General features: G+C 73.9%; 17 protein-coding genes and 1 pseudogene. 12 read left to right on the forward strand and 6 right to left on the reverse strand.

The genetic code is table 11. The features are described from left to right. Positions 1 to 45 precede the first annotated feature (45 nt). Positions 46 to 714: an ABC transporter gene (locus EST54_RS35685; protein WP_244942632.1), complete on the reverse strand. Its 669-nt coding sequence runs from the start codon at positions 712 to 714 to the stop codon at positions 46 to 48. Continuing rightward, positions 711 to 1,703 (reverse strand): ABC transporter ATP-binding protein, encoded by a 993-nt coding sequence (locus tag EST54_RS35690; protein ID WP_239012676.1) that lies wholly within the window; start codon positions 1,701 to 1,703, stop codon positions 711 to 713. Before EST54_RS35690 ends, EST54_RS35685 begins: the two co-directional genes overlap by 4 nt. A 296-nt stretch (positions 1,704 to 1,999) precedes the next feature. On the opposite strand from EST54_RS35690, the gene EST54_RS27815 reads away from it, so the two are divergent. From EST54_RS27815 to EST54_RS27830, 4 genes and pseudogenes are all read left to right on the forward strand, one after another. Further along, entirely contained in the window at positions 2,000 to 2,755 is a 756-nt protein-coding gene (locus EST54_RS27815; RefSeq protein ID WP_129250476.1) for an aminoacyl-tRNA hydrolase, read from the forward strand. Positions 2,756 to 2,899: 144 nt separating this feature from the next. Beyond that, positions 2,900 to 4,304: pseudogene (locus EST54_RS27820) on the forward strand (DUF692 domain-containing protein). Between the two features lie 140 nt (positions 4,305 to 4,444). Continuing rightward, on the forward strand, positions 4,445 to 5,257 hold the full coding sequence (locus EST54_RS27825; protein ID WP_129250477.1) for a TIGR04222 domain-containing membrane protein: 813 nt from the start codon (positions 4,445 to 4,447) through the stop codon (positions 5,255 to 5,257). A gap of 84 nt (positions 5,258 to 5,341) precedes the next feature. Further along, positions 5,342 to 7,033, forward strand: a complete 1,692-nt coding sequence (locus tag EST54_RS27830) for an alpha/beta hydrolase (protein ID WP_275543279.1) — start codon at positions 5,342 to 5,344, stop codon at positions 7,031 to 7,033. Positions 7,034 to 7,107: 74 nt separating this feature from the next. On the opposite strand, the gene hemQ is transcribed toward EST54_RS27830, so the two are convergent. Both hemQ and hemG read right to left on the reverse strand, forming a co-directional pair. Beyond that, positions 7,108 to 7,869 (reverse strand): hydrogen peroxide-dependent heme synthase, encoded by a 762-nt coding sequence (hemQ, locus tag EST54_RS27835; protein WP_372448167.1) that lies wholly within the window; start codon positions 7,867 to 7,869, stop codon positions 7,108 to 7,110. A gap of 2 nt (positions 7,870 to 7,871) precedes the next feature. Next, entirely contained in the window at positions 7,872 to 9,332 is a 1,461-nt protein-coding gene (gene hemG, locus EST54_RS27840; protein WP_129250479.1) for a protoporphyrinogen oxidase, read from the reverse strand. Between the two features lie 224 nt (positions 9,333 to 9,556). On the opposite strand from hemG, the gene EST54_RS27845 reads away from it, so the two are divergent. Together EST54_RS27845 and EST54_RS27850 are read left to right on the forward strand one after the other, a co-directional pair. Further along, entirely contained in the window at positions 9,557 to 10,753 is a 1,197-nt protein-coding gene (locus EST54_RS27845) for a thiolase family protein (RefSeq protein WP_129250480.1), read from the forward strand. 327 nt (positions 10,754 to 11,080) lie between these two features. Then, entirely contained in the window at positions 11,081 to 12,463 is a 1,383-nt protein-coding gene (locus tag EST54_RS27850) for an FAD-dependent oxidoreductase (protein WP_129250481.1), read from the forward strand. A 139-nt stretch (positions 12,464 to 12,602) separates the two neighbouring features. Here EST54_RS27850 and hemE read toward each other — a convergent pair whose 3' ends face one another. Next, positions 12,603 to 13,670, reverse strand: coding sequence for a uroporphyrinogen decarboxylase (gene hemE, locus EST54_RS27855; RefSeq protein WP_129250482.1), 1,068 nt, complete (start codon positions 13,668 to 13,670; stop codon positions 12,603 to 12,605). 147 nt (positions 13,671 to 13,817) lie between these two features. On the opposite strand from hemE, the gene EST54_RS27860 reads away from it, so the two are divergent. From EST54_RS27860 to EST54_RS27870, 3 genes are all read left to right on the forward strand, one after another. Then, positions 13,818 to 14,474, forward strand: a complete 657-nt coding sequence (locus tag EST54_RS27860) for a DUF3000 domain-containing protein (RefSeq protein ID WP_129250483.1) — start codon at positions 13,818 to 13,820, stop codon at positions 14,472 to 14,474. 338 nt (positions 14,475 to 14,812) lie between these two features. Then, positions 14,813 to 15,475, forward strand: a complete 663-nt coding sequence (locus EST54_RS27865; protein ID WP_006602452.1) for a response regulator transcription factor — start codon at positions 14,813 to 14,815, stop codon at positions 15,473 to 15,475. Positions 15,476 to 15,552: 77 nt separating this feature from the next. Next, positions 15,553 to 16,827 (forward strand): HRDC domain-containing protein, encoded by a 1,275-nt coding sequence (locus EST54_RS27870; RefSeq protein ID WP_129250484.1) that lies wholly within the window; start codon positions 15,553 to 15,555, stop codon positions 16,825 to 16,827. Between the two features lie 54 nt (positions 16,828 to 16,881). Here EST54_RS27870 and EST54_RS27875 read toward each other — a convergent pair whose 3' ends face one another. Then, positions 16,882 to 17,565, reverse strand: coding sequence for a PepSY domain-containing protein (locus tag EST54_RS27875; protein ID WP_239012677.1), 684 nt, complete (start codon positions 17,563 to 17,565; stop codon positions 16,882 to 16,884). A 247-nt stretch (positions 17,566 to 17,812) separates the two neighbouring features. Between EST54_RS27875 and EST54_RS27880 the strand changes: the two genes are divergently transcribed. From EST54_RS27880 to EST54_RS27890, 3 genes are all read left to right on the forward strand, one after another. Beyond that, positions 17,813 to 19,039: a thiolase family protein gene (locus EST54_RS27880; protein WP_129250485.1), complete on the forward strand. Its 1,227-nt coding sequence runs from the start codon at positions 17,813 to 17,815 to the stop codon at positions 19,037 to 19,039. Further along, a complete protein-coding gene (locus EST54_RS27885) occupies positions 19,036 to 21,171 on the forward strand; it encodes a 3-hydroxyacyl-CoA dehydrogenase NAD-binding domain-containing protein (RefSeq protein WP_129250486.1) in 2,136 nt (711 codons plus the stop codon). The genes EST54_RS27880 and EST54_RS27885 overlap by 4 nt, the downstream gene beginning before the upstream one ends. Before the next feature lie 103 nt (positions 21,172 to 21,274). After that, a partial coding sequence (locus EST54_RS27890; RefSeq protein WP_129250487.1) for a PIN domain-containing protein occupies positions 21,275 to 21,682 on the forward strand: 408 nt, incomplete at its 3' end.

Consider the following 21,682-nt stretch of genomic DNA (forward strand, 5'->3'; position numbering starts at 1 on the left):
GCCCCGACGCGGCAGCGCCCCAACTGCCCTCCGCCCCCACCCCCTTCAGCTGCGGCGGGAGGTGAGGGCGCAGGCGGCGGCGGTGGCGGCGGCCGCGATCAGGGCCGTGGCGGCGAGCGGCAGCCAGGGGGCGAGGACCGTGCCGTGGGCGGAGCCCGTGACCATGCCGGACAGGGCCGTGTTGGCGGGCGAGGCGCCCAGTACGAGCAGCAGCAGGACGGCGGTCAGGCTCGCCGGGATGCCCCAGGCGGGGCTGCGCAGCACCGGCCAGTTGCTCAGCGCGCCGATCGCGATGCCCATCAGCAGGCACGTCAGCGCGGTGAGCAGCCCGGCAACGGCCGCGGGCAGGACCGGGATGGCCACCCGCTGGTCATTGGAGCGCGGGTCGGCCAGCAGCGCGACCAGCCCCACGCCGGCCACCGCGAGCACCAGCGCGGCACCGGCCGCGGTCAGCACGGCGGCGAGGTGGGCCCGGCCGGGGCCGGCGGCCGCGGCAGCGCAATTGCGGGCGGCCGGCGGCTCGTTGGTGACGCAGATCCGGGTCAGCCATACGGCGACCGGCAGCAGGCCGCCGGCGGCGTAGCCGAACGAGCCGAGGATCGGGCTGCCGCCCTGCACACCGATGGCCAGCCAGGCGGCGTAGAGGATGACCGGGGGCAGCCAGCGGTGCGAGCCCATGAGCAGGGCCGCCTGGTAGCGGAGAAGAGCGGTCACGGGAGGGGCGCCTCGTCGGGTGCGGGGGTGGGGTGGTCTTCGGAGCCGGGGGCGGCGGTGTCGGACGCGGAGGTTCCGGAGGCGGCGGTTCCGGAGGCGGTGCCGTCGTCCGACTCCCGGGCGGCGGTGACCGCGCGGATGTGCCAGGGCGGGCGTGCGGTGAGCAGGGCGCGCAGCACGGCGTCGGAGTGGACGGCCGGGACCGTCAGCAGGGTCGTACCGTCCGGTCCCGGCGAGATCTCCGTTCCGCCGGGCAGCTGTGGCGCTCCGGCGGGTGCCCGGTCCGGCCCGGCGGGCAGCATGCTGCCCGGTGCGCCCTCGGCCTCGATGGTCACCCGGGGGCCGGTGACAGTCACCGGGCCCGCCGTCGGGGCGTGCGCGTCCTGGGCCAACACCCGCCCGTCCTCGACCCGGTAGCGGGCGTCGGCCGCGCCGGCCAGCCGTCGCGGGTCATGGTCGACGAAGACGACGGTGCCGCCGTCCGCGACCCGCTCGGCGACCGCCCGGTCGAGCACCTCGCGCGCGCTGCGGTCCAGCCCCGTCCAGGCCTCGTCGAGCACCAGGAGCCCGGGCTCGGCGAGCAGCGCCTGGGCGACGGCCACCTTCTGGCTCGTCCCCTTGGACAGCTCGGCCATCGGGGTCCGCGCGTGCCCGGCCGCCCCGAAGCGTTCGAGCCACTCGGTGGCGCGTCGGGCCGCTTCGGGACCGCGCAGGCCGTGGATGCGGCCGAGGTGGGTGAGGTAGCCGACGGCGGTGAAGGGCAGGGCGACCGGGAACCGTTCGGGCACATACGCGCTGCGCCGGCGGCCGGTGATCCGTCCGGCGCTGGGCCGGTCGATCCCGGCCAGCAGCCGCAGCAGCGTGGACTTCCCGCTGCCGTTGGCCCCCTCGATGCGCAGCAGTGCCGATACGGGCACGTCGAGTTGCACCTCCCGCAGCACCCAGGGGCCCCGCACCCCGTAGCGCCGCCCCACCCCGTCCAGCCTCATGCGTTCCGGCCCCCGTCTCCCGGCGACTCCCGCCGCGCCCTCACCGCGCCGACGGTAGCCGGACCGGCCGGCCGACGCCCGCGCGAGGACGCACCCCGCCCCGCCCCGCGCACGGCAACGCCGCGTGGGGCGAGCGGCGTTCCTGTGACGTACCGGCGGAGTCACCCGCTCCGGTCGGCGGGGGGCCGGTCCGCGGCGAGCGGGGGTGCCGACGGGAGCAATGACCGGTGGCCCTACCAGTGCCGGCGGGAGCAACGGCCGGAGGCCCTGTCGGTGCCGGCTGGCAGACTGGTCGAGTGACCAGCACCGAGACCGCCGGGCAGCAGCCCGGCAACAGCTCCGCCAGCGCGTTCACCCAGGCCGCGAACGACCGGGACGCGGCACCGCAGTTCGTGCTGCCGCTCGTCGCACGGATCGAGAAGGCCGACCCGCCGGCGCGTACCGACGCGCTGGAGACGGCGGCGCGGGCGGTGCTGGTGCTGCTGTCGGACGAGCGGTCGGCCGGGGACGGCGAATGGGCCGCGGCGGTGCGGGACTGGCAGGACGCCCGGATCCGGAAGGTGGTGCGGCGGGCGCGCGGCGCGGAGTGGCGGCGGGCCGGGGCGCTGCCCGGCATCACGGTCACCGGCGCCCGCGCCGAGGTGCGGGTCTTCCCCCCGGTGCCGCTGGACGGCTGGCCGAAGGAGCTGGCGCGGTTGCAGGTCTCGGGCACGGAGCTGGACGATCCGGAGCCGCCCGGGGCGCCCGCGCCCGACCGGCCGGTGCTGTGGCTCAACCCCGGGCTGGAGATGTCGGCGGGCAAGGAGATGGCGCAGGCCGGACACGCCGCGCACCTGGCGTGGTGGGAGCTGTCCGGTGTGGAGCGGGCGGCCTGGCGCGCGGCCGGGTTCCCGCTGTCCGTACGGTCCGCGGCGGCCGCGGAGTGGGAGACGCTCACCCGTAGCGGTCTGCCCGTCGTGCAGGATGCCGGCTTCACGGAGATCGCGCCCGGCTCCTGCACGGTGGTCGCCGACCACCCGGCGCTGCGCGGCGCGTTGCCGCCCACCGGCTGAGGCGGCGGGGCGCTTCCTGGGCGTGCGCGGTGACGTCGGCCAGGGCCGCAGGTGAACCTCAAATCAACCTCTGAACCCGATCGGTGCAGGATTCGGACCGCCGTGCCGGGTCAGGAGTACCCACACCACGGAAGAGGGGGAGCCATGCAGTGCCTGGGGACGGGGATCGGCTGGCGGCCGGAGATCGCTGCCGAGATAGCGGAGCTGCCCGGGGTGGACTGGGTCGAGGTGGTGGCGGAGAACATCTGCCCCGGTCATCTCCCGGACGCCCTGCGGGAGCTGCGCGCACGGGGCACCACCGTCATCCCGCACGGGGTCTCGCTCGGTCTGGGCGGCGCCGACCGTCCGGACGCCGGCCGGCTGACCGCGCTCGCCGAGCGCGCCACGGCACTGGACGCCCCGATGGTCACCGAGCACCTCGCCTTCGTCCGGGCCGGCGGGCCGCTGACCGCTTCGCCGCGGATGGAGGCGGGGCATCTGCTGCCCGTACCCCGCACCCGTGACGCGCTGGACGTGCTGTGCGAGAACGTGCGGATCGCCCAGGACGCCCTGCCGGTGCCGCTGGCGCTGGAGAACATCGCCGCGCTCATCAACTGGCCGGGCGAGGAGCTGACCGAGGGGCAGTTCCTCACCGAACTGGTCGAGCGGACCGGGGTGCGGCTGCTCATCGATGTCGCCAACCTCCATACGAACCACATCAACCGCGGCGAGGACCCGGCGGTCGCCCTGGACGGACTGCCGCTGGAGGCCCTCGCGTACGTCCATGTCGCGGGCGGTGTGGAGCGGGACGGGGTGTGGCACGACAGTCACGCCCACCCGGTGACCGAGCCGGTGCTGGACGTACTGGCCGAGCTGTGCGCCCGGACCACCCCGCCCGGCGTGCTGCTGGAGCGGGACGACGACTTCCCCGGGGGCGGGGAGCTGGCCGGCGAGCTCGACGCGATCCGCGGCGTGCTGAAGGGAGCCCGTCATGCCCGGGCCGCATGAGCCGGAGGCCGGACAGGCGGCCCGGGCCCGCGGCCGGCGGGCGGCGGAAGGCGCCGCCACCGCACCCGCCCCCGCTCCGGCCACCGCTCCCGTCGGCGAGGCCACCGCACCCGCACCCGCCCCCGCCGGCACGGACACCACGACCGACGCGGCACGGCAGCGACTCGCGCTCGCGCAGGCCGCGCTGCTGTCGGCACTGGTCGCCGGGACGCCGGCCCCCGAGGGATTCGACCACGCCCGGCTCCGGGTGCAGAGCCGGGCGCTGACCGCCAAGCGGGCCGATGTCGTCGCCAAGGTCGCGCCGGAGCTGCTCGGCATCCTCGGCACGGGCTACCGGGCCGCGTTCCTCGGCTATGCGCGCCACCGCCCCATGAGCGGCGGCTACCGCCAAGACGCCCTGGAGTTCGCGGCGTATCTGCTGGACCGGGGGCGCCCCGAAGACCCGGACGCACGGCGGCAGTTGCGGCGCTGGTGGACGGATCGCGCGGGGCCGCGGCCGCCGTCCGCGCGGCCCCTGGCCCGGCTGGTGCGCGCGGTGCGGCAGGCCCTGCCCCCGAGGTGACCGCGGCACCCCGCCCAGGAGGAGGGTGAGGCGGTGCGGTGCGGGACGCGTCGGCGGAGCCTGCGCCACCGCGGGGCGGGCTGCCCGCATGGTGAGAAACTTTGTGGCGGTAGGCAGTGCCGTACCGTAGAAAACGGGCTATGTCGCTCCTCTTCCTCCTTGTCGCCTGGTCGGCGGCGGTGCTGTCCTGTGCGCTGCTGTGCCGTGCCGCGGTCGCCGCCGCGCACATCACCCCGCCGGGCCCGCGGGCCGGCGCCCAGGCCGTCCCGGCTCCGGCCGCCGCGGAGCGCCGCGGCTCCGGTCTGACCCTGTACGAGATGGCCTACCTTTCCGGCGGACCGCACCGGCTCGCCGACGTGGTGCTGGTGCTGATGGCGCAGAAGCGGCGGCTGCTGCTCGCCGACACCGGCTGGGCCACCGTCGTCGACCCGGTCGGCACGGACGCCGTCGAGCGCGCCGCCCTCACCGCGATAGGCCCCGACGGGCAGCGCCGCATACCGGCCGTACGGGAGGCCCTGGTGAGCGACGACGCGGTGCGGCAGGTGGCGGACCGGCTGGAGACGGCGGGGCTGGCGCTGCCGGCCGCGGTCCGTCCGGGCATCAGCGGCGCCGTCCGCCTGGTCCGGGGCGCCGCCCTCCTGGTGCTGCTGTCCGCCGTCGCGACCTACTGGAGGGCGGCGCCCGGAGCGGACAGCGGGCCGGTCCTGGCCTGGTTCGCGGTGCCGCTGATCCTCACCCTCGGCACCTGGGCCGCGGCCCGCTTCGAGCTCCACCCGTACAGCGACTGGGCCACCACGGCGGGCGAGCGGCAGCTACCCGACGCCGCCGGCTCCCGCAGCGCCCCCGACTCCCCTGCCGCCCCGGCCGGCTCGCTCATCACTCTCGCCCTCCGCGGCCCCGCCGCCCTCACCGACCCCACCTTGCGCGCCGCGCTCCACTCATCCGGGGCATAGCCTCCGACACCGGTCCCTGGTGCTTTACATCGACAATGCGCGCCCCAACTATCCCTTTTGTATGCACACACGAAGGGACGGCCAGTGAGAGCACTTGCGTTGTACGGCACCATCGGGTCGCTGATGGTGACCGCCCTCGCCACTGCCCCGGCAGGCGGCGTCACGGGAGCCCCCGGCGCGCCACCCGCACCGGTCGCGCACCGCCTCGAATTCGGCCGCTGCGCACCGGTGGAGCATCTGCCGTCGTCCGTGGAGTGCGGCACGCTCACCGTTCCCCTGGACTACGCGCACCCCGACGGCAGGAAGATCCACCTCACCGTCAGCCGGGCCCGGGCCACCGCGCGCGGTGAGCGGCAGGGCGCCCTGGTCTTCAACCCCGGCGGCCCCGGCGCGTCCAGCATGGAGTTCCCGCTGTACGGCGGGCTGCCCAGGTGGAGCAAGCTGGCGCGCGCCTATGACTTCGTGGGCTACGCGCCGCGCGGCGTCGGCCGCTCGGCGCCGCTGTCGTGCCAGGACCCCGGGGCGTTCGCCAAGGCGCCCACCGACAGCCGGATGCACCCCGACGCGGCCTTCAAGCGCAAGAAGGTGGCGGAGGCGAGGGCGTACGCGCGTGGCTGCGTCCGCCGGGCCGGGTCCGCGCTGCCCTTCTACAACTCCGTCAACAACGCCCGTGACCTGGACATGCTGCGGGCCGCGCTCGGCGAGCGGCGGCTGACCTTCATGGGCGCCTCGTACGGGACGTACTTCGGTGCGGTCTACGCGACGCTCTTCCCCGGTCACGTCCGGCGGATGATCTTCGACAGCGTGGTCAACCCCGACCCCCGGCAGGTCTGGTACCGCAACAACCTCGACCAGGACGTCGCCTTCGAGCGCCGCTGGGGCGACTGGCTGCGCTGGGTCGCCAGGCACAACGGCCAGTACCACCTGGGCACCACCCGGCAGGCGGTGCAGCGGGCCTACAACACCGCCGTCACGAAGCTCCGCCGCACGCCCCTCAGCGGGAAGATCGGCGTGGGACAGCTGCAGTCGGCCTTCCTCAAGACCGGCTACAACGACGCCTTCTGGCCGCTGCGCGCCGAGGCGCTCTCGGGGTATCTGCACGGCGACCCCAAGCCGCTGATCGCCCAGGCCCTGCCCCGGCCCGCGGGCGCCGCCGCCGAGGAGAACAGCGCCGCCGTCTACACCGCCGTCGAGTGCAACGACGCCCGCTGGCCGCGCAGCTGGCAGACCTGGAACCGCGACAACACCGAGATCGCCCGGACCGCACCGTTCGAGACCTGGGACAACGCCTGGATGAATCTGCCGTGCGCCTTCTGGCCCGACCGGGCGGAGTCGGCCGATGCCGAGCTGGACGCCGCGGCACACCGGGCGGACCGCCCCGAGGCCGGCGGGGATCTGGTGAACGCCGCCGACCGTACGGCCGACGCCGCGCTCGACGGGGCGCTCCACGGTCAGCGCCGTCCGCTCGACGTCCACACCGCGCCCGGGGCGCTGCCGCCGGTGCTGCTGCTGGCCGCCGAGCGGGACGCGGCGACGCCGTACCGCGGCGCGGTGGAGCTGCAGCAGCGGCTGCCCGGCTCCTCGCTGGTCACCGAGAACGGGGCGGGCACCCACGGCATCGCCTTCAACGACAACGCCTGTGTGACCGCGTACGCCGAGGCGTATCTGCTGCACGGGAAGGTCCCGGCGCGCCGGGTGTACTGCGCACCGCGGGCCGAGCCGGTGCCCGGCCAGCAGGCGACCCGGTCGCAGCAGCACGCGCTGCCGGGCAAGTAGCCGGGGAACAGCACGAACAGCGCTGCGGGCCGTCCCCCGAGGGGGCGGCCCGCGGCGCTGTGCCCGGCCCCGGATCAGGCCAGGCCGGCGACCAGCTCGGCGACCGGCTTACGGCGACCGGTGTAGAACGGGACCTCCTCGCGGACGTGCATCCGCGCCTCGGAGCCGCGCAGATGGCGCATCAGGTCGACGATGCGGTAGAGCTCGTCGGCCTCGAAGGCCAGCACCCACTCGTAGTCGCCGAGCGAGAACGACGGCACGGTGTTGGCGCGCACGTCCGGGAAGCCGCGGGCCATCTTGCCGTGGTCGGCCAGCATCCGGCGGCGGTCCTCGTCGGGCAGGAGGTACCACTCGTAGGAGCGCACGAAGGGGTAGACGCTGACGTAGTTGCGGGCCACCTCGTCGGCCAGGAAGGCCGGGATGTGCGACTTGTTGAACTCGGCGGGGCGGTGCAGCGCCATGTTCGACCACACCGGCTCCAGCGCGCGGCCCAGACGGGTGCGGCGGAAGAGGTTGTACGCCTCCTGCAGGGCGTCCGAGCTCTCCGAGTGCCACCAGATCATGAGGTCGGCGTCGGCGCGCAGGCCGGACACGTCGTACGTGCCGCGGACCACCACGTCCTTGGCCGCGAGCTGCGCGAACAGCTCCTCGACCTCCTCGGCGTAGCCGCTGCGGTCGTCCGGGAGGACCTCGCGCAGCTTGAAGACCGACCAGAGGGTGTAGCGGATGACCTCGTTGAGGTCCTTGGCCTTCTTGCCGGCGTTCGGGGACTTCTCGGGCGCCGCGGGGGTGTGCGGCGCCGAAGCGGGGGTGGAAGCGTCTGTCATGTCGTCCATTCTCACTCGCCCGGGACCCGGTCCGCCGTCAGGGTCCCGAGGATCTCGTCGGCGGCGCGCCGTGCCGAGCCGATGCAGGCCGGGATGCCGACGCCGTCGTAGACCGCGCCGCACACCCGCAGCGCACCCGGCATCCGGGCGACCGCGGCGCGGATCCGGGCGACCCGCTCCAGATGGCCGACGGCGTACTGCGGCAGTCCGCCCTCCCAGCGGGTGACGGTGGCGGCGACCGGTTGGGCGGACAGGCCGACCGCCGCGCCGAGGTCGGCGAGCGAGAGCGCGACCAGCTCGGAGTCGTCGCGCTGGAGGTCGGCGGCGTCCTGGTAGCGGCCGAGGGAGGTGCGCAGCACGAACAGGTCGGGGTCGGCGTCGCCGACCCAGCCCCATTTGTGGCTGGAGAAGGTCGAGGCCTTGATCCGGCGGCCGTCGACGGGCGGCACGAGGAAGCCGCTGCCGGCGGGCACCCGGTCCAGGTCGGCGCGGCGGAAGGCCATGGTGACCAGCGCCATCGAGGCGTAGTCGACGGTGGCCAGCTCGGCGGCCGCGGCGGGCGAGCCCGGGCGCAGGAGGTGTGCCGCGGCGCCCGCGGGTGCGGCCATGACGACCGCGTCGGCGGTGAGCGTCCGGTCGCCGAGCCGGATCCGCCAGCCGTCGTCCCCGGCCCAGTGCAGCTCGTCCACGGCGGCGCCGCAGCGGATCTCGCCGCCGGCCCGGCGCACGGCGTCGGCGACGGCGGCCGGCAGGGTCCCGATCCCGCCGTCGATGCCCATGAAGACCGGGGCGTTCTGGGCCTGCCCGTTCTGCGGTGCGGTGGCGGCGGCGCGTGCCTGGAGGGCCCGTACGCCCTCGGTCAGGGAGCGCCGGGTGCGGGCGATCTCGAAGAGCTGCGGGACGGCGGCGCGCATCGAGATGCGGTAGGCGTCACCCGCGTAGACGCCGCCGAGCAGGGGCTCGACGAGCCGGTCGACGACCTCCCGGCCGAGCCGGGCGGCGACGTACTCGCCGACCGCGACGTCCTCGCCGGTCTCGGTCCGGGCCAGGGTCTCGTCCTCGGCGATCCGCGCCATGCCCTCCGGGGAGATCACACCGGAGGCAGCGAGCGGGGCGAGGTCCCCGGGCACGCCCATGACGTGGCCCTTGGGCATCGGGCGCAGCGCGTCGCGGGTCCACAGCGCCGCGGTGGCGGTGGCCGGCGGCTGCAGCCGGCCGCCGATCCCGACGGCGCGGGCGAGCTCCACCGCCTCCGGGCGCCGGGCCAGCATCGACTCGGCACCGAGGTCGACCGGGACGCCGGCGATCTCGCCCGCGTGCAGTTTGCCGCCGAGCCGGCCGGACGCCTCCAGGACGGTGACCCGGGCGCCGCCTTCGAGCAGACGGTGCGCGGCCGCCAGCCCGGAGATGCCTCCACCGATGACGACGGCATGACCGGGCCCGCGGCCCGTACTGGTGTGCGCTGCGCTCATGCCCCCACTCTCGCAGAGCCGGCCCCCGGGACGTCGCCCGGACCGCGGCCCGGGCGACAAGGCGCCGGAGCTCCGGCGCCGTTGGCGGTGCCCGGTCCGGCGGGCACGGTGACCGAGAGCCCCCGTTGACAGCGGGCAGCGGCGGGCAAAGACTCATGGTCATGGGCGGCGATCTTCGTGGCGGCCGCCGACCGTCGAGCCCGGGACAGCGAGGACAGCGCCTGATGACCGACCCACGCCTGCGGGATGTGTACATCGTCGATGCCGTACGGACCCCCGTCGGCAAGTACGGCGGCGCACTGGCCGGGGTCCGGCCGGACGACCTCGCCGCCCATGTGCTCAAGGCCCTGGTGGACCGCACCCCGGACCTCGATCCGGCGCGGATCGACGACGTCTGCTTCGGCGATGCCAACGGCGCCGGCGAGGACAACCGCAACGTGGCGCGGATGGCGGTGCTGCTGGCCGGGCTGCCGGTGACCGTTCCCGGCGTGACCGTGAACCGCCTGTGCGGGTCCGGCCTGGAGGCGGTCATCCAGGCGGCCCGGGCCATCGCGCACGGCGACGCACGGATCGCGGTGGCGGGCGGTGTGGAGTCGATGAGCCGCGCGCCGTATGTGCTGCGCAAGCCGGAACGCGCCTTCCCCGCGGGACATCAGGAGATGTTCTCCTCGACGCTGGGCTGGCGGATGGTCAACTCGCGGATGCGGCCGGAGTGGACGGTCGCGCTCGGCGAGGGCGCCGAGCTCATCGCCGACCGGTACGGCATCACCCGCGAACAGCAGGACGTCTTCGCGCTGGCCAGCCACCAGAAGGCGGTGCGCGCCTGGCAGGAGGGCGCCTACGACGCGGAGGTCGTGCCGCTGCCGGAGGTGGACCTGCTGCGCGACGAGACCATCCGCGAGGGCTCCTCCCTGGAGTCCCTCTCGAAGCTGAAGCCGGTGTTCCGTGCGGCCGGCGGCACGGTCACCGCCGGCAACTCCTCGCCGCTCAACGACGGTGCCGCGGCCCTGCTGCTGGTGGACGAGGAGGGCCTGCGGGCCACGGGACGCGAACCGCTGGCCCGTATCCGTGCGAGCGCGGTGACCGGCGTCGAGCCGCAGCTGTTCGGCCTGGGCCCGGTGGAGGCGGTACGCCGCGCGCTGGAGCGCTCCGGCCGCGGCTTCGGCGACATCGCGTCCTTCGAGCTCAACGAGGCCTTCGCGGCCCAGGCCCTGGGCTGCATCACCCAGTGGCCGGAACTCGACCCGTCGGTGGTGAACCCCCAAGGCGGCGCCATCGCCATCGGCCACCCCCTGGGGGCCTCCGGCGCCCGCCTGGCCGGCTCGGTGGCCCACCAGCTCGCCGCCCAGGGCTCGGGCACCGGCCTGGCCGCGCTCTGCATCGGGGTGGGGCAGGGGCTGGCGCTGGTCCTGGAGCGCTGAGCGGCGGCGCTCAGGCGCCTCGCGGCAGCAGCGGCGGACGGCCTGCCGCGCGCTGCCGCAGGCCGTCGGATCGCTCCGGATTCCGGGCCCGGCAGCCGGACCGGCCCGACGGCACGGCTCACCTCGTCGTTCGCCGTGGTCCACCGCTTGATCCACCGCCCGTCACACCGGCCGGCCCGGCAGTCGGCTCAGGGTTGTCCACAGGGCCACGCGCGGATCGCTGACGAGCCGTAACGTAGCGAGGGCGGGCGAAAGAGCCGCACGGCATGCGGCACGACACGGCACGCGGACAGACCCTAGGGCCACGAGGACGACAAGGGGGCCGGCATGACGGCGGAACGGCTGGTGATCGTCGGCGGCGACGCGGCAGGAATGGCCGCGGCCTCACAGGCCCGCCGGCTCAGGAAGCCCGGCGAGCTGGCCATCACCGCATTCGAGCGCAGCCATTTCACGTCGTACTCGGCCTGCGGGATCCCGTACTGGGTGGGCGGCGAGGTCGACGGCCCGGATGCGCTGATCGCCCGTACGGCGGCGGAGCACCGCGCCCGGGAGATCGATCTGCGGATGCGCACCGAGGTGACGGAACTCGACCTGGACCGCGGCCGGGTGCGTACCCGGGAGCTGGACAACGGCGGCCGGGAGACCTGGACGGGCTTCGACAAACTGGTGCTGGCGACCGGAGCGCGGCCGCGCCGCCCCCGGCTGCCGGGGATCGACGCTCCGGGGGTGCACGGTGTGCAGACCCTCGACGACGGCCAGGCGCTGCTGGACACCCTGGAGGCGTCGGCGGGCCGCCGCGCGGTGGTGATCGGCGCGGGCTACATCGGGGTGGAGATGGCCGAGGCCCTGATCCGCCGCGGCTACCGGGTCACGGTGCTGGAGCAGAGCGCACAGCCGATGTCCACCCTCGACCCGGACATGGGCGCCCTCGTCCACGAGGCGATGTGCGCGATGGGCATCGAGACGGTGCGCGGCAGTGCCGTCACCGGGGTGCTGACCGATGCGGAAGGCCGGGCGTGCGCGGTGACCACCGAGGACGCCGAGTACCCGGCGGATGTGGTCGTGCTGGGCATGGGCGTGCGCCCCGAGACCACGCTCGCCGCCGCGGCCGGGCTGCCGCTGGGCGAGTCCGGCGGGCTGCTCACCGATCTGGCGATGCGGGTCCGCGGCCACGATCACATCTGGGCGGGCGGGGACTGTGTGGAGGTGTGGGACCTGGTCTCCGGCCACACCCGCCACATCGCGCTGGGCACCCACGCCAACAAGCACGGGCAGATCATCGGCACCAACGTGGGCGGCGGCTATGCGACCTTCCCCGGCGTCGTCGGCACCGCCGTCAGCAAGGTCTGCGACCTGGAGATCGCCCGTACGGGACTGCTGGAACGCCATGCGGAGGCCGCCGGGCTGCGTTTCGTCACCACGACCGTCGAGGCCACCAGCCGCGCCGGCTACTACCCCGGCACCCGCCCGATGCACGTCAAGATGCTTGCCGAGCACCGCACGGGGCGGCTGCTGGGCGTGCAGATCGTCGGCCGCGAAGGCGCCGGCAAGCGGGTGGACATCGCGGCGGTCGCGCTCACGGCCAAGATGACCGTGGAGCAGATGACCGCCCTCGACCTCGGCTACGCCCCGCCGTTCTCCCCGGTCTGGGATCCGGTGCTGGTGGCGGCCCGCAAGGCGACCCGGGCCGTACGGGAGGCGGGGGACTGACGGTTCGCGCCTGCCCGGCACGCCCCGCCGCACGGGAGGGCGGCGGACCGGGCGCCGGTCCGGTGGTGTCCCGCAGGACGCCCGGCCGAACTGGTGGGGTTCCGCAGGACGCCCGGCCGGACCGGCGGGACGGCTCCGCTCAGCGCGCCGTCTGCGTGTGGACGTACTCGACGAGGCGGGTCAGCGCCTCCGGGTCGGTGTTGGGCAGCACGCCGTGGCCGAGGTTGAAGATGTGCCCCTCCAGACCGGCGGCCGCGTCCAGGACCTCACGGGCCTTGGTCTCGACGGCCTCCCTGGGCGCGAAGAGCACAGCCGGGTCGATATTGCCCTGGAGCGCCTTGCCGGGGCCGACGCGGCGGGCCGCCTCGTCCAGCGGAACCCGCCAGTCGACGCCGACGACATCCGCGCCCGCCTCGCCCATCAGGCCGAGGAGTTCGCCGGTGCCGACGCCGAAGTGGATCCGCGGCACGCCCCGGCCCTCGACCGCCCGGAACACCTTGGCGGAGGCCGGCATCACACAGCGGCGGTAGTCGGCCGGCGAGAGCGCGCCCACCCAGGAGTCGAAGAGCTGGACCGCGCTCGCCCCGGCCTCGATCTGGACCGTGAGGAAGGCCGAGGTGATCTCGGCGAGGCGGTCCAGGAGGTCGGCCCACAGCTCCGGGTCGCCGTACATGAGGGCCTTGGTGTGCTCGTGGTTGCGCGACGGGCCGCCCTCGACGAGGTAGCTGGCGAGCGTGAAGGGCGCGCCGGCGAAGCCGATGAGGGGCGTGCCGCCGAGCTCGCGGACGAGCATGCCGATGGCCTCGGTGACGTACGGGACGTCGCCGGGCTCCAGGTCGCGCAGCTGCGCGAGGTCGGCGCGGGTGCGGATCGGGTTCGCGACGACCGGGCCGACGCCGGGCTTGATGTCGAGATCGACGCCGATGGCCTTGAGGGGGACGACGATGTCGCTGTAGTAGATGGCGGCGTCGACGTGGTGGCGGCGCACGGGCTGCAGCGTGATCTCGGTGACCAACTCGGGCCGCGTGCAGGAGTCGAGCATCGCGATGCCCTCGCGGACCTTGCGGTACTCGGGGAGTGAGCGCCCGGCCTGGCGCATGAACCACACCGGGGTGTGCGGCACCGGCTCCCGTCGGCACGCCTTGAGGAATGCCGAGTCGTACGTAGCGGTCTGCTGCTGGCCCGTGGCCTGGTTGTTGGCGCTCACGCCCCAAATCTTCGCATGCCGGGCCGGCGGCCGATTTCGGCAGGTGGCCGATATCTCCGCATGCGCCCGGTGGCACCTCCGAACGGGCGACGCGCGCACCGGGTGTCCTCCCCGTATGCGGGCCCGATTCCGCCTAACCTTCCGGGCATGGCTGCGGCTCATGAACACCTCGCGGACAGCGCGGACGAGGCCCCGATCCCCTTCCGTCAGGCGGTCGAAGCGCTCCGCGCGGCCCGACTGCGGCCGGAGATCGAGATCGATCCGACGCCCGCACCGAAACGGCTCGCCCCGTTCGCGTACGCCCTGGAGGCGGCGGTCGTCGAGCGCGGCGCGGGTCCGGACGGCGAGGACCGGGATCTGGCGGACGGTCGGCTGGTGGTGCTGCACAACCCGGCCGGGGACGACACCTGGCAGGGCACCTTCCGGGTGGTGACCCTGGCGCGGGCCGAGCTGGAGCCGGAGATGGGCAGCGATCCGCTGCTGCCGGAGGTGTCGTGGTCGTGGCTCACGGGCGCGCTGGAGGCGCGCGGGGTGCACTACGGCGCGCCGAGCGGAACGGTGACGCGGGCCGGCTCGTACTACTTCGGCGGGCTCGCGGCGCGTGAGCCCGCGACCCAGATCGAGATCCGGGCGTCGTGGACGCCGGCCGAGGGCCCCGGCGGGGTGCCGGATCTGGCGGCCCATCTGGCGGCGTGGTGCGATCTGCTGTGCCAGGTGGCGGGCCTGCCGCCGGCCAATCCCGACCTGCCACCGCGCGGCGGCGTCGTCCCGCTCCCCCAGCGCCGTGGCGCACAGCCCCGCTGAACTGCACTTTTCCCGCCCGGCCCGGCCGGCGCCGACCGCTTCGCGCCCGGCCGCTCCGGGGCTTCGTCCGCGGCCGGACGGGCCTCGTGCCCGTCCGGCCGTCGTGCTGCGTCGGCGCCGGTGCGGCATCGCGTACGGCTTTGATCATCTATGTGCACACCGGGTGCGCAACTGTGATCGATCACGCATCCGATTTGCCCGAATTGCCCCTAACTAAATCGTGATCAAAGTCTAAAGTCCCGCCGGATTGCTGCCGAAGAGGTCAGTGACCCTTCAAACACGGATCATTCCGGCTCCCCCAAGCCGGCTCCGTCCTCGCCACTCCCCCAGGAGGCCCGGTGTCTGTTCTCCTCGAGCAACCTTCGAGCCTGGTCGCCTACCGCCCGAACAAGCCGACGGCCATGGTCGTCGTGGCCGACCCTCGCGTCCGCTCCACCGTCACCCGCCACCTGTGGGCCCTCGGAGTACGTGATGTGATCGAGGCGTCGTCCATCGCGGAGGCCCGTCCCCGCGTCGGCAACCCGCGCGACATCTGCGTTGCCGACGTCCACCTTCCCGACGGCTCCGGCCTCACCCTCCTGTCCGAGACCCGGGCGGCGGGCTGGCCCAACGGCCTCGCGCTGTCCGCGGCCGACGACATCGGCGCCGTTCGCAACGCCCTGGCCGGCGGCGTCAAGGGCTACGTCGTCACCGGCACCCGCACCAATCTGGGCATCCCCGGCCGCCCCGGCACCTCGCCCATCGGCGCCAACGCGGCCCGCATGCAGCGCCGTCCGCCGGGTGCCCCCGGTCACCCCGGCGGCTACCGCGAGCTGTCGGGCCGTGAGGTCGAGGTCTTGCGGCTGGTGGCGGAGGGCCAGTCCAACAAGGCCATCGGCGTCTCGATGGGGCTGTCGGCGCTGACCGTCAAGAGTCACCTCGCCCGCATCGCCCGCAAGCTCGGCACCGGGGACCGGGCCGGAATGGTGGCGGTCGCACTGCGCACCGGCATCATCCACTGACCGCTCACCCGACCGGCCCGCCCGTCGAGGGAACGTTCCCTCGACGGGCGACGTGCATACACAGATACCCTTGACTGGTGACCGACGCCCAAAAGACCGCAGCAGAGACGACACTGCGAGCACCCGGAGACTCGCCTCCGGATCCCCGACCGGCGCCGGTCCCTCTCCTGGAGCCCCGCGAGGGCATCCCCCCGGTGGTCGCCACCGGCGAGGCACTCGCCGAGGTCGTGGCCGCGTTCGCGGGCGGTACGGGCCCGGTGGCCGTCGACGCCGAGCGGGCCTCGGGCTATCGCTACGGCCAGCGTGCCTACCTCGTACAGCTGCGCCGCGAGGGGGCCGGCAGCGCACTGATCGACCCGGTCGGCTGTGCCGATCTGTCGGCGCTGGGGGAGGCGATCGGCGACGCCGAGTGGGTGCTGCACGCCGCCACCCAGGACCTTCCCTGCCTGCGTGACATAGGGATGGTCCCCACCCGGCTGTTCGACACCGAGCTGGCCGGGCGGCTGGCCGGCTTCGCCCGGGTCGGCCTGGGCGCCATGGTCGAGAACGTCCTCGGCTTCGCCCTGGAGAAGGGCCACTCCGCCGTCGACTGGTCCACCCGCCCGCTGCCCGAGCCGTGGCTGCGCTATGCCGCGCTCGACGTCGAGCTGCTGGTGGACCTGCGCGACGCGCTGGAGGAGGAGTTGGAGCGGCAGGGGAAGCTGGAGTGGGCCCGGCAGGAGTTCGCGGCGATCGCCGCCGCTCCCCCGCCGCCGCCCCGCAAGGACCCCTGGCGCCGCACGTCCGGGATGCACAAGGTCCGCCGACGGCGCCAGATGGCGGTCGTACGGGAGCTGTGGACGGCCCGTGACCAGGTCGCCCAGCGGCGGGACGTGTCGCCCGGCAAGGTGCTCGGGGACGCCGCGATCGTGGAGGCGGCGCTGAGTCTGCCGCCGAACAGCCACGCACTGGCCGCGCTGCCCGGCTTCGGCCACCGCATGGGCCGGCGGCAGCTGGAGCAGTGGCAGGCCGCCGTCGACCGGGCCCGTGCCCTGGCCGAGAGCGAGCTGCCGCAGCCCGGCCAGCCGCTCAGCGGGCCGCCGCCGCCCCGCGCATGGGCCGACAAGGACCCGGCCGCCGCGGCCCGGCTGTCGGCCGCCCGCGCGTCGGTCACCGCGCTCGCCGAGCGACTGAATCTCCCGCAGGAGAACCTCATCACCCCGGACACGGTCCGCCGGCTGTGCTGGGAGCCGCCGGAGCTGCCGACGGCGGAGTCGGTCGCCGAGGTGCTGGCCGGCCACGGCGCCCGGCCCTGGCAGATCGAGCAGGTCACGCCGATCCTCACCGAGGCGCTGCAGGCGGACGCGGACTGACGCGCAGGACCCGGGCCGGACGGGGACGCCGGCCCGGGGTGCGCGGTGGACAGGTCAGCCCTGCTCGACGTGCAACCACAGGACCTTGCGGTTGGTGGCGTCGATCTCGTAGGCCGTCTCGTTCCAGTCGTCGGTGGTCACCACGCCCACGGACCAGGCCGGGTTGTCGGTGTTGCCGTGCTCGGCGTCGCCGAGCTCAAGGGAGGTGACGGTGCCCTTCGTCCTGTCGGTGGCCGTCGTCGCGGCCTGTTGGGCGGTGACGGTGGCCTTGGACAGCCGGGCGGCCAGCTGCTGTTTGTCGCCGGGGTCGTCCGACTCGGTCCGCGGCTGGTCGGCCTTGCCGGTGCGCGCGTCCACGCGGACGTCGCTCACCGTCCCGTCGGAGGTGGCGACCGCGGTGTTCCAGTACGGGCTGTCGGGCGTCCCCTTGAGCTCCGCGGCGATCGGCTCCGAGGCCGGGACCGCCGCGACCGCGGCCTTCAGCGCCTCCATGTAATCCACCGTGGCGCTGGTGATCAGGGCCTTGCGCTGCGCCTGGTCCGTGCTGAGCGAGCCGCTCGGCGTGGCGGGGGCCGAGGCGGGCACCGGACGCTTGGGGCTTCCGGTGTCGTTCTTGCCGGTACTCCCACAGCCCGACACCAGCGCGCCCGCGGCGGCTACGGCGCAGACCAGGCCGATCGCGCGCGGCACCGCCAGACGCCCGCGCCGGACCACGACATGACTCCTCTTCGTCTCCATACGGTCACTCTAAGTGCGCTATGGGATGAATTGCGCCAAGACCCGGCGACATTCGGTCCAATTCGCTCAGCGCCTGCCGCCGCGCAACTGGGCCCGCCCGGTGGCCGGCGCCGCCATCCGGTGTGACCTTCGCCGCTCCGGCCGGTGGGGGTGTGCAGCTTGGTTACCCGTAAGTAGCATGTCGGTGTGAAGCGTCCCCCGGGACGCTCCCGCAGCAGTGCCACCCCGCACCTGGAGGAGAGCCAACGTGCCTCGTACCGCTAGGGACGTCGTCTTCGTCGACGGCGTCCGCACCCCGTTCGGCAAGGCGGGCCCGAAGGGCATCTACCACGAGACCCGCGCCGACGATCTCGTCGTGAAGGCCATCCGGGAGCTGCTGCGCCGCAACCCGGCCCTGGACCCCGCGAAGATCGACGAGGTCGCCATCGCCGCCACCACCCAGATCGGTGACCAGGGCCTGACCCTCGGCCGGACCGCCGGCATCCTCGCCGGTCTGCCGCAGTCGGTGCCCGGCTACTCCATCGACCGCATGTGTGCCGGTGCGCTGACCGCCGTCACCGCCACCGCCGGCTCCATCGCCTTCGGTGCCTACGACGCCGTCATCGCCGGTGGTGTCGAGCACATGGGGCGCCACCCCATGGGCGAGGCCGTCGACCCGAACCCGCGGTTCGTGAGCGAGAAGCTCGTCGACCAGTCCGCGCTGTTCATGGGCATGACCGCGGAGAACCTCCACGACCGCTACCCGCAGATCACCAAGGAGCGCTCGGACGCCTACGCGGTGCGCTCGCAGGAGAAGGCGGCGAAGGCGTACGCGAACGGGAAGATCCAGCAGGATCTCGTCCCGATCTCGGTGCGGAACACCAACTCCGAGGTCGGTGAGACCGGTTGGGGTCTGGTGACCGCCGACGAGCCGATGCGCCCGGGGACCACCCTGGAGAACCTCGCCGGTCTCAAGACGCCGTTCCGTACGCACGGCCGCGTCACGGCCGGTAACGCCGCCGGTCTCAACGACGGCGCCACCGCCTCGATCCTCGCCTCCGAGGACTTCGCGCGGGAGCACGACCTTCCGGTCAAGATGCGCCTGGTCTCCTACGCCTTCGCGGGCGTCGAGCCCGAGGTCATGGGCTACGGCCCGATCCCGGCCACCGAGAAGGCCCTCGCCCAGGCGGGCCTGGGCATCGGTGACATCGGCCTGTTCGAGATCAACGAGGCGTTCGCCGTCCAGGTGCTCGCCTTCCTCGACCACTACGGCATCGCCGACGACGACGAGCGCGTCAACCAGTACGGCGGCGCCATCGCCTACGGCCACCCGCTGGCCTCCTCCGGCGTCCGGCTGATGACCCAGCTGGCCCGGCAGTTCGAGGAGCAGCCCGAGGTCCGCTACGGCCTGACCACCATGTGCGTCGGCTTCGGCATGGGCGCGACGGTCATCTGGGAGAACCCGAACCACAAGGACGCCGGAGGCGACAAGTGAGCACCCCCACCACCGCCGAACTCCTGAAGGGTGCGGCCGAGCTGTTCCCGGACGAGGTCGTCACCTCGGCGCACGTCCGCCACCTCGACCTGCCGTACGGCGCGGGCAAGTTCGCGCTGATCACGCTGGACAACGGCTTCGACCACACCAAGCCGACCACCTTCGGCCCGGGCTCGCTGGCGAACCTCAACGCCGCGCTCGACCAGGTCGAGAAGGAGGCCGCGGACGGCGACATCGTCGGCGTCGGCATCACCGGCAAGCCGTTCATCTTCGCCGTCGGCGCCGACCTCAAGGGCGTCGAGCTGCTGAAGCGGCACGAGGACGCGCTGGCCATCGGCAAGGGCGGCCACGAGGTCTTCAAGCGGCTGTCCGCGCTCGCCGTGCCGACCTTCGCGTACTACAACGGTGCCGCGATGGGCGGCGGCGTCGAGGTCGGTCTGCACTGCTCGTACCGCACGGTCTCCAAGGCCCTGCCCGCCTTCTCGCTGCCCGAGGTCTTCCTCGGTCTCGTCCCGGGCTGGGGCGGCTGCGCGCTGCTGCCCAACCTGATCGGTGCGGACAAGGCCGTCTCGGTCATCATCGAGAACTCGCTCAACCAGAACAAGCAGCTCAAGGGCCAGCAGGTCTTCGACCTCGGCATCGCGGACGCGATCTTCGAGGGCGCGGACTTCCTGGAGCAGTCGCTGATCTGGACCGCGCAGGTCCTCAAGGGCGACGTGGCGGTCGCGCGCCCCGAGATCGACCGCGGCGAGGCCTGGGACCAGGCCGTCGCCAAGGGCCGCTTCCTCGCCGACGGCAAGGTGCACGGCGCCGCCCCGGCCGCCTACCGTGCCCTCGACATCATCGCCGCCGCCAAGAACGGTGACCTCCGGGCCGGTTTCGACGCCGAGGACCAGGCGCTCGCCGACCTGATCATGGGCGGTGAACTCCGCGCCGGCATCTACTCGTTCAACCTCGTGCAGAAGCGCGCCAAGCGCCCCGCCGGCGCTCCGGACAAGAAGCTCGCGCGCCCGGTCAGCAAGGTCGGCGTCGTCGGCGCCGGTCTGATGGCCTCGCAGCTCGCCCTGCTCTTCCTGCGCCGCCTGGAGGTGCCGGTCGTGCTGACCGACATCGACCAGGAGCGCGTCGACAAGGGTGTGGGCTACGTCCACGCCGAGATCGACAAGCTGCTCGGCAAGGGCCGGATCAACCAGGACAAGGCCAACCGCCTCAAGGCCCTGGTCTCCGGTGTCCTCGACAAGGCCGAGGGCTTCTCCGACGCCGACTTCATCATCGAGGCCGTCTTCGAGGAGATCGGCGTCAAGCAGCAGGTGTTCGCGGAGGTGGAGGCCGTCGCCCCGGCGCACGCGATCCTCGCCACCAACACCTCCTCGCTGTCGGTCACCGAGATGGCGTCGAAGCTGAAGCACCCCGAGCGGGTCGTCGGCTTCCACTTCTTCAACCCGGTCGCGATCCTGCCGCTGCTGGAGATCGTGCGCGGCGAGAAGACCGACGACGCCTCGCTGGCCACGGCGTTCGGCGTCGCCAAGACGCTGAAGAAGACCGCGGTGCTGGTGAAGGACGCCCCGGCGTTCGTCGTCAACCGCATCCTGACCCGCTTCATGGGCGAGATCCAGAACGTCATCGACGAGGGCACCCCGGTCGAGGTCGCCGAGAAGGCCATCGAGCCGCTCGGTCTGCCGATGTCGCCGCTGGTGCTGCTGGAGCTGGTCGGCCCGGCGATCGGTCTGCACGTGTCGGAGACCCTCAACGGCGCCTTCCCGGACCGCTTCACGGTCTCCCCCAACCTCAAGGCCGTCGTCGAGGCCGGCAAGCGCGGCTTCTACGTCTACGACTCCGGCAAGCCGGAGCTGGACCCCGAGGTCGCGGCCCTCCTCAAGCAGGGCGACTCGGTGCTGACGGAGGAGCAGGTCCGCGACCGCGTCCTGGACGCGGTGGCGCAGGAGATCGGCCTGATGCTGGACGAGGGCGTGGTCGCCGAGGCGCAGGACATCGACCTGTGCCTGATCACCGGCGCCGGCTGGCCCTTCCACCTGGGCGGCATCACGCCGTACCTGGACCGTGCCGGTGTCTCCGAGCGGGTGCGGGGCAAGAAGTTCCTGGCCCCGGGCGTCGCGAGCGTGCCCGCGTAACGGTGCACGACTGACAGCGGGATGCGCGGGCCGGCTCGGCGGAGCCGGCCCGCGCATTCGTGTGTGCGGCGCACGGGCGGCGGCGCCGTGGGAGGGTGACGGCATGGATGCCTTGCTCATTGTCGATGCCGCGAATGTCGTGGGCTCGGTGCCCGACGGCTGGTGGCGGGACCGGCACGGTGCCGCCGAGCGGCTGCGCGACGCGCTGGTCGCCCCTGCCGCGGACGGACTGCCGGGACTTCTCGCCCCGCCCCTGGAGCTGGTCCTCGTCGTGGAGGGCGCGGCCCGCGGCGTCGAGTCCGTGGCGGGCGTACGGGTGGTGCCGGCGGCCGGCAGCGGCGACGACCGGATCGTGCAGCTGGTGGCCGACGAGGGCGGCGGACGGGACTGCCTGGTGGTGACCGCGGACCGCGGGCTGCGGGAGCGGGTCCAGGCACTGGGGGCGCGGGTGACGGGGCCGCGGGCGGTGTGGGGATCAAGGTCACCGTCGTCCTGCTGGTCATCATCGCAG

The organism is Streptomyces sioyaensis (assembly GCF_004122735.1).
Lineage (GTDB): Bacteria > Actinomycetota > Actinomycetes > Streptomycetales > Streptomycetaceae > Streptomyces > Streptomyces sioyaensis.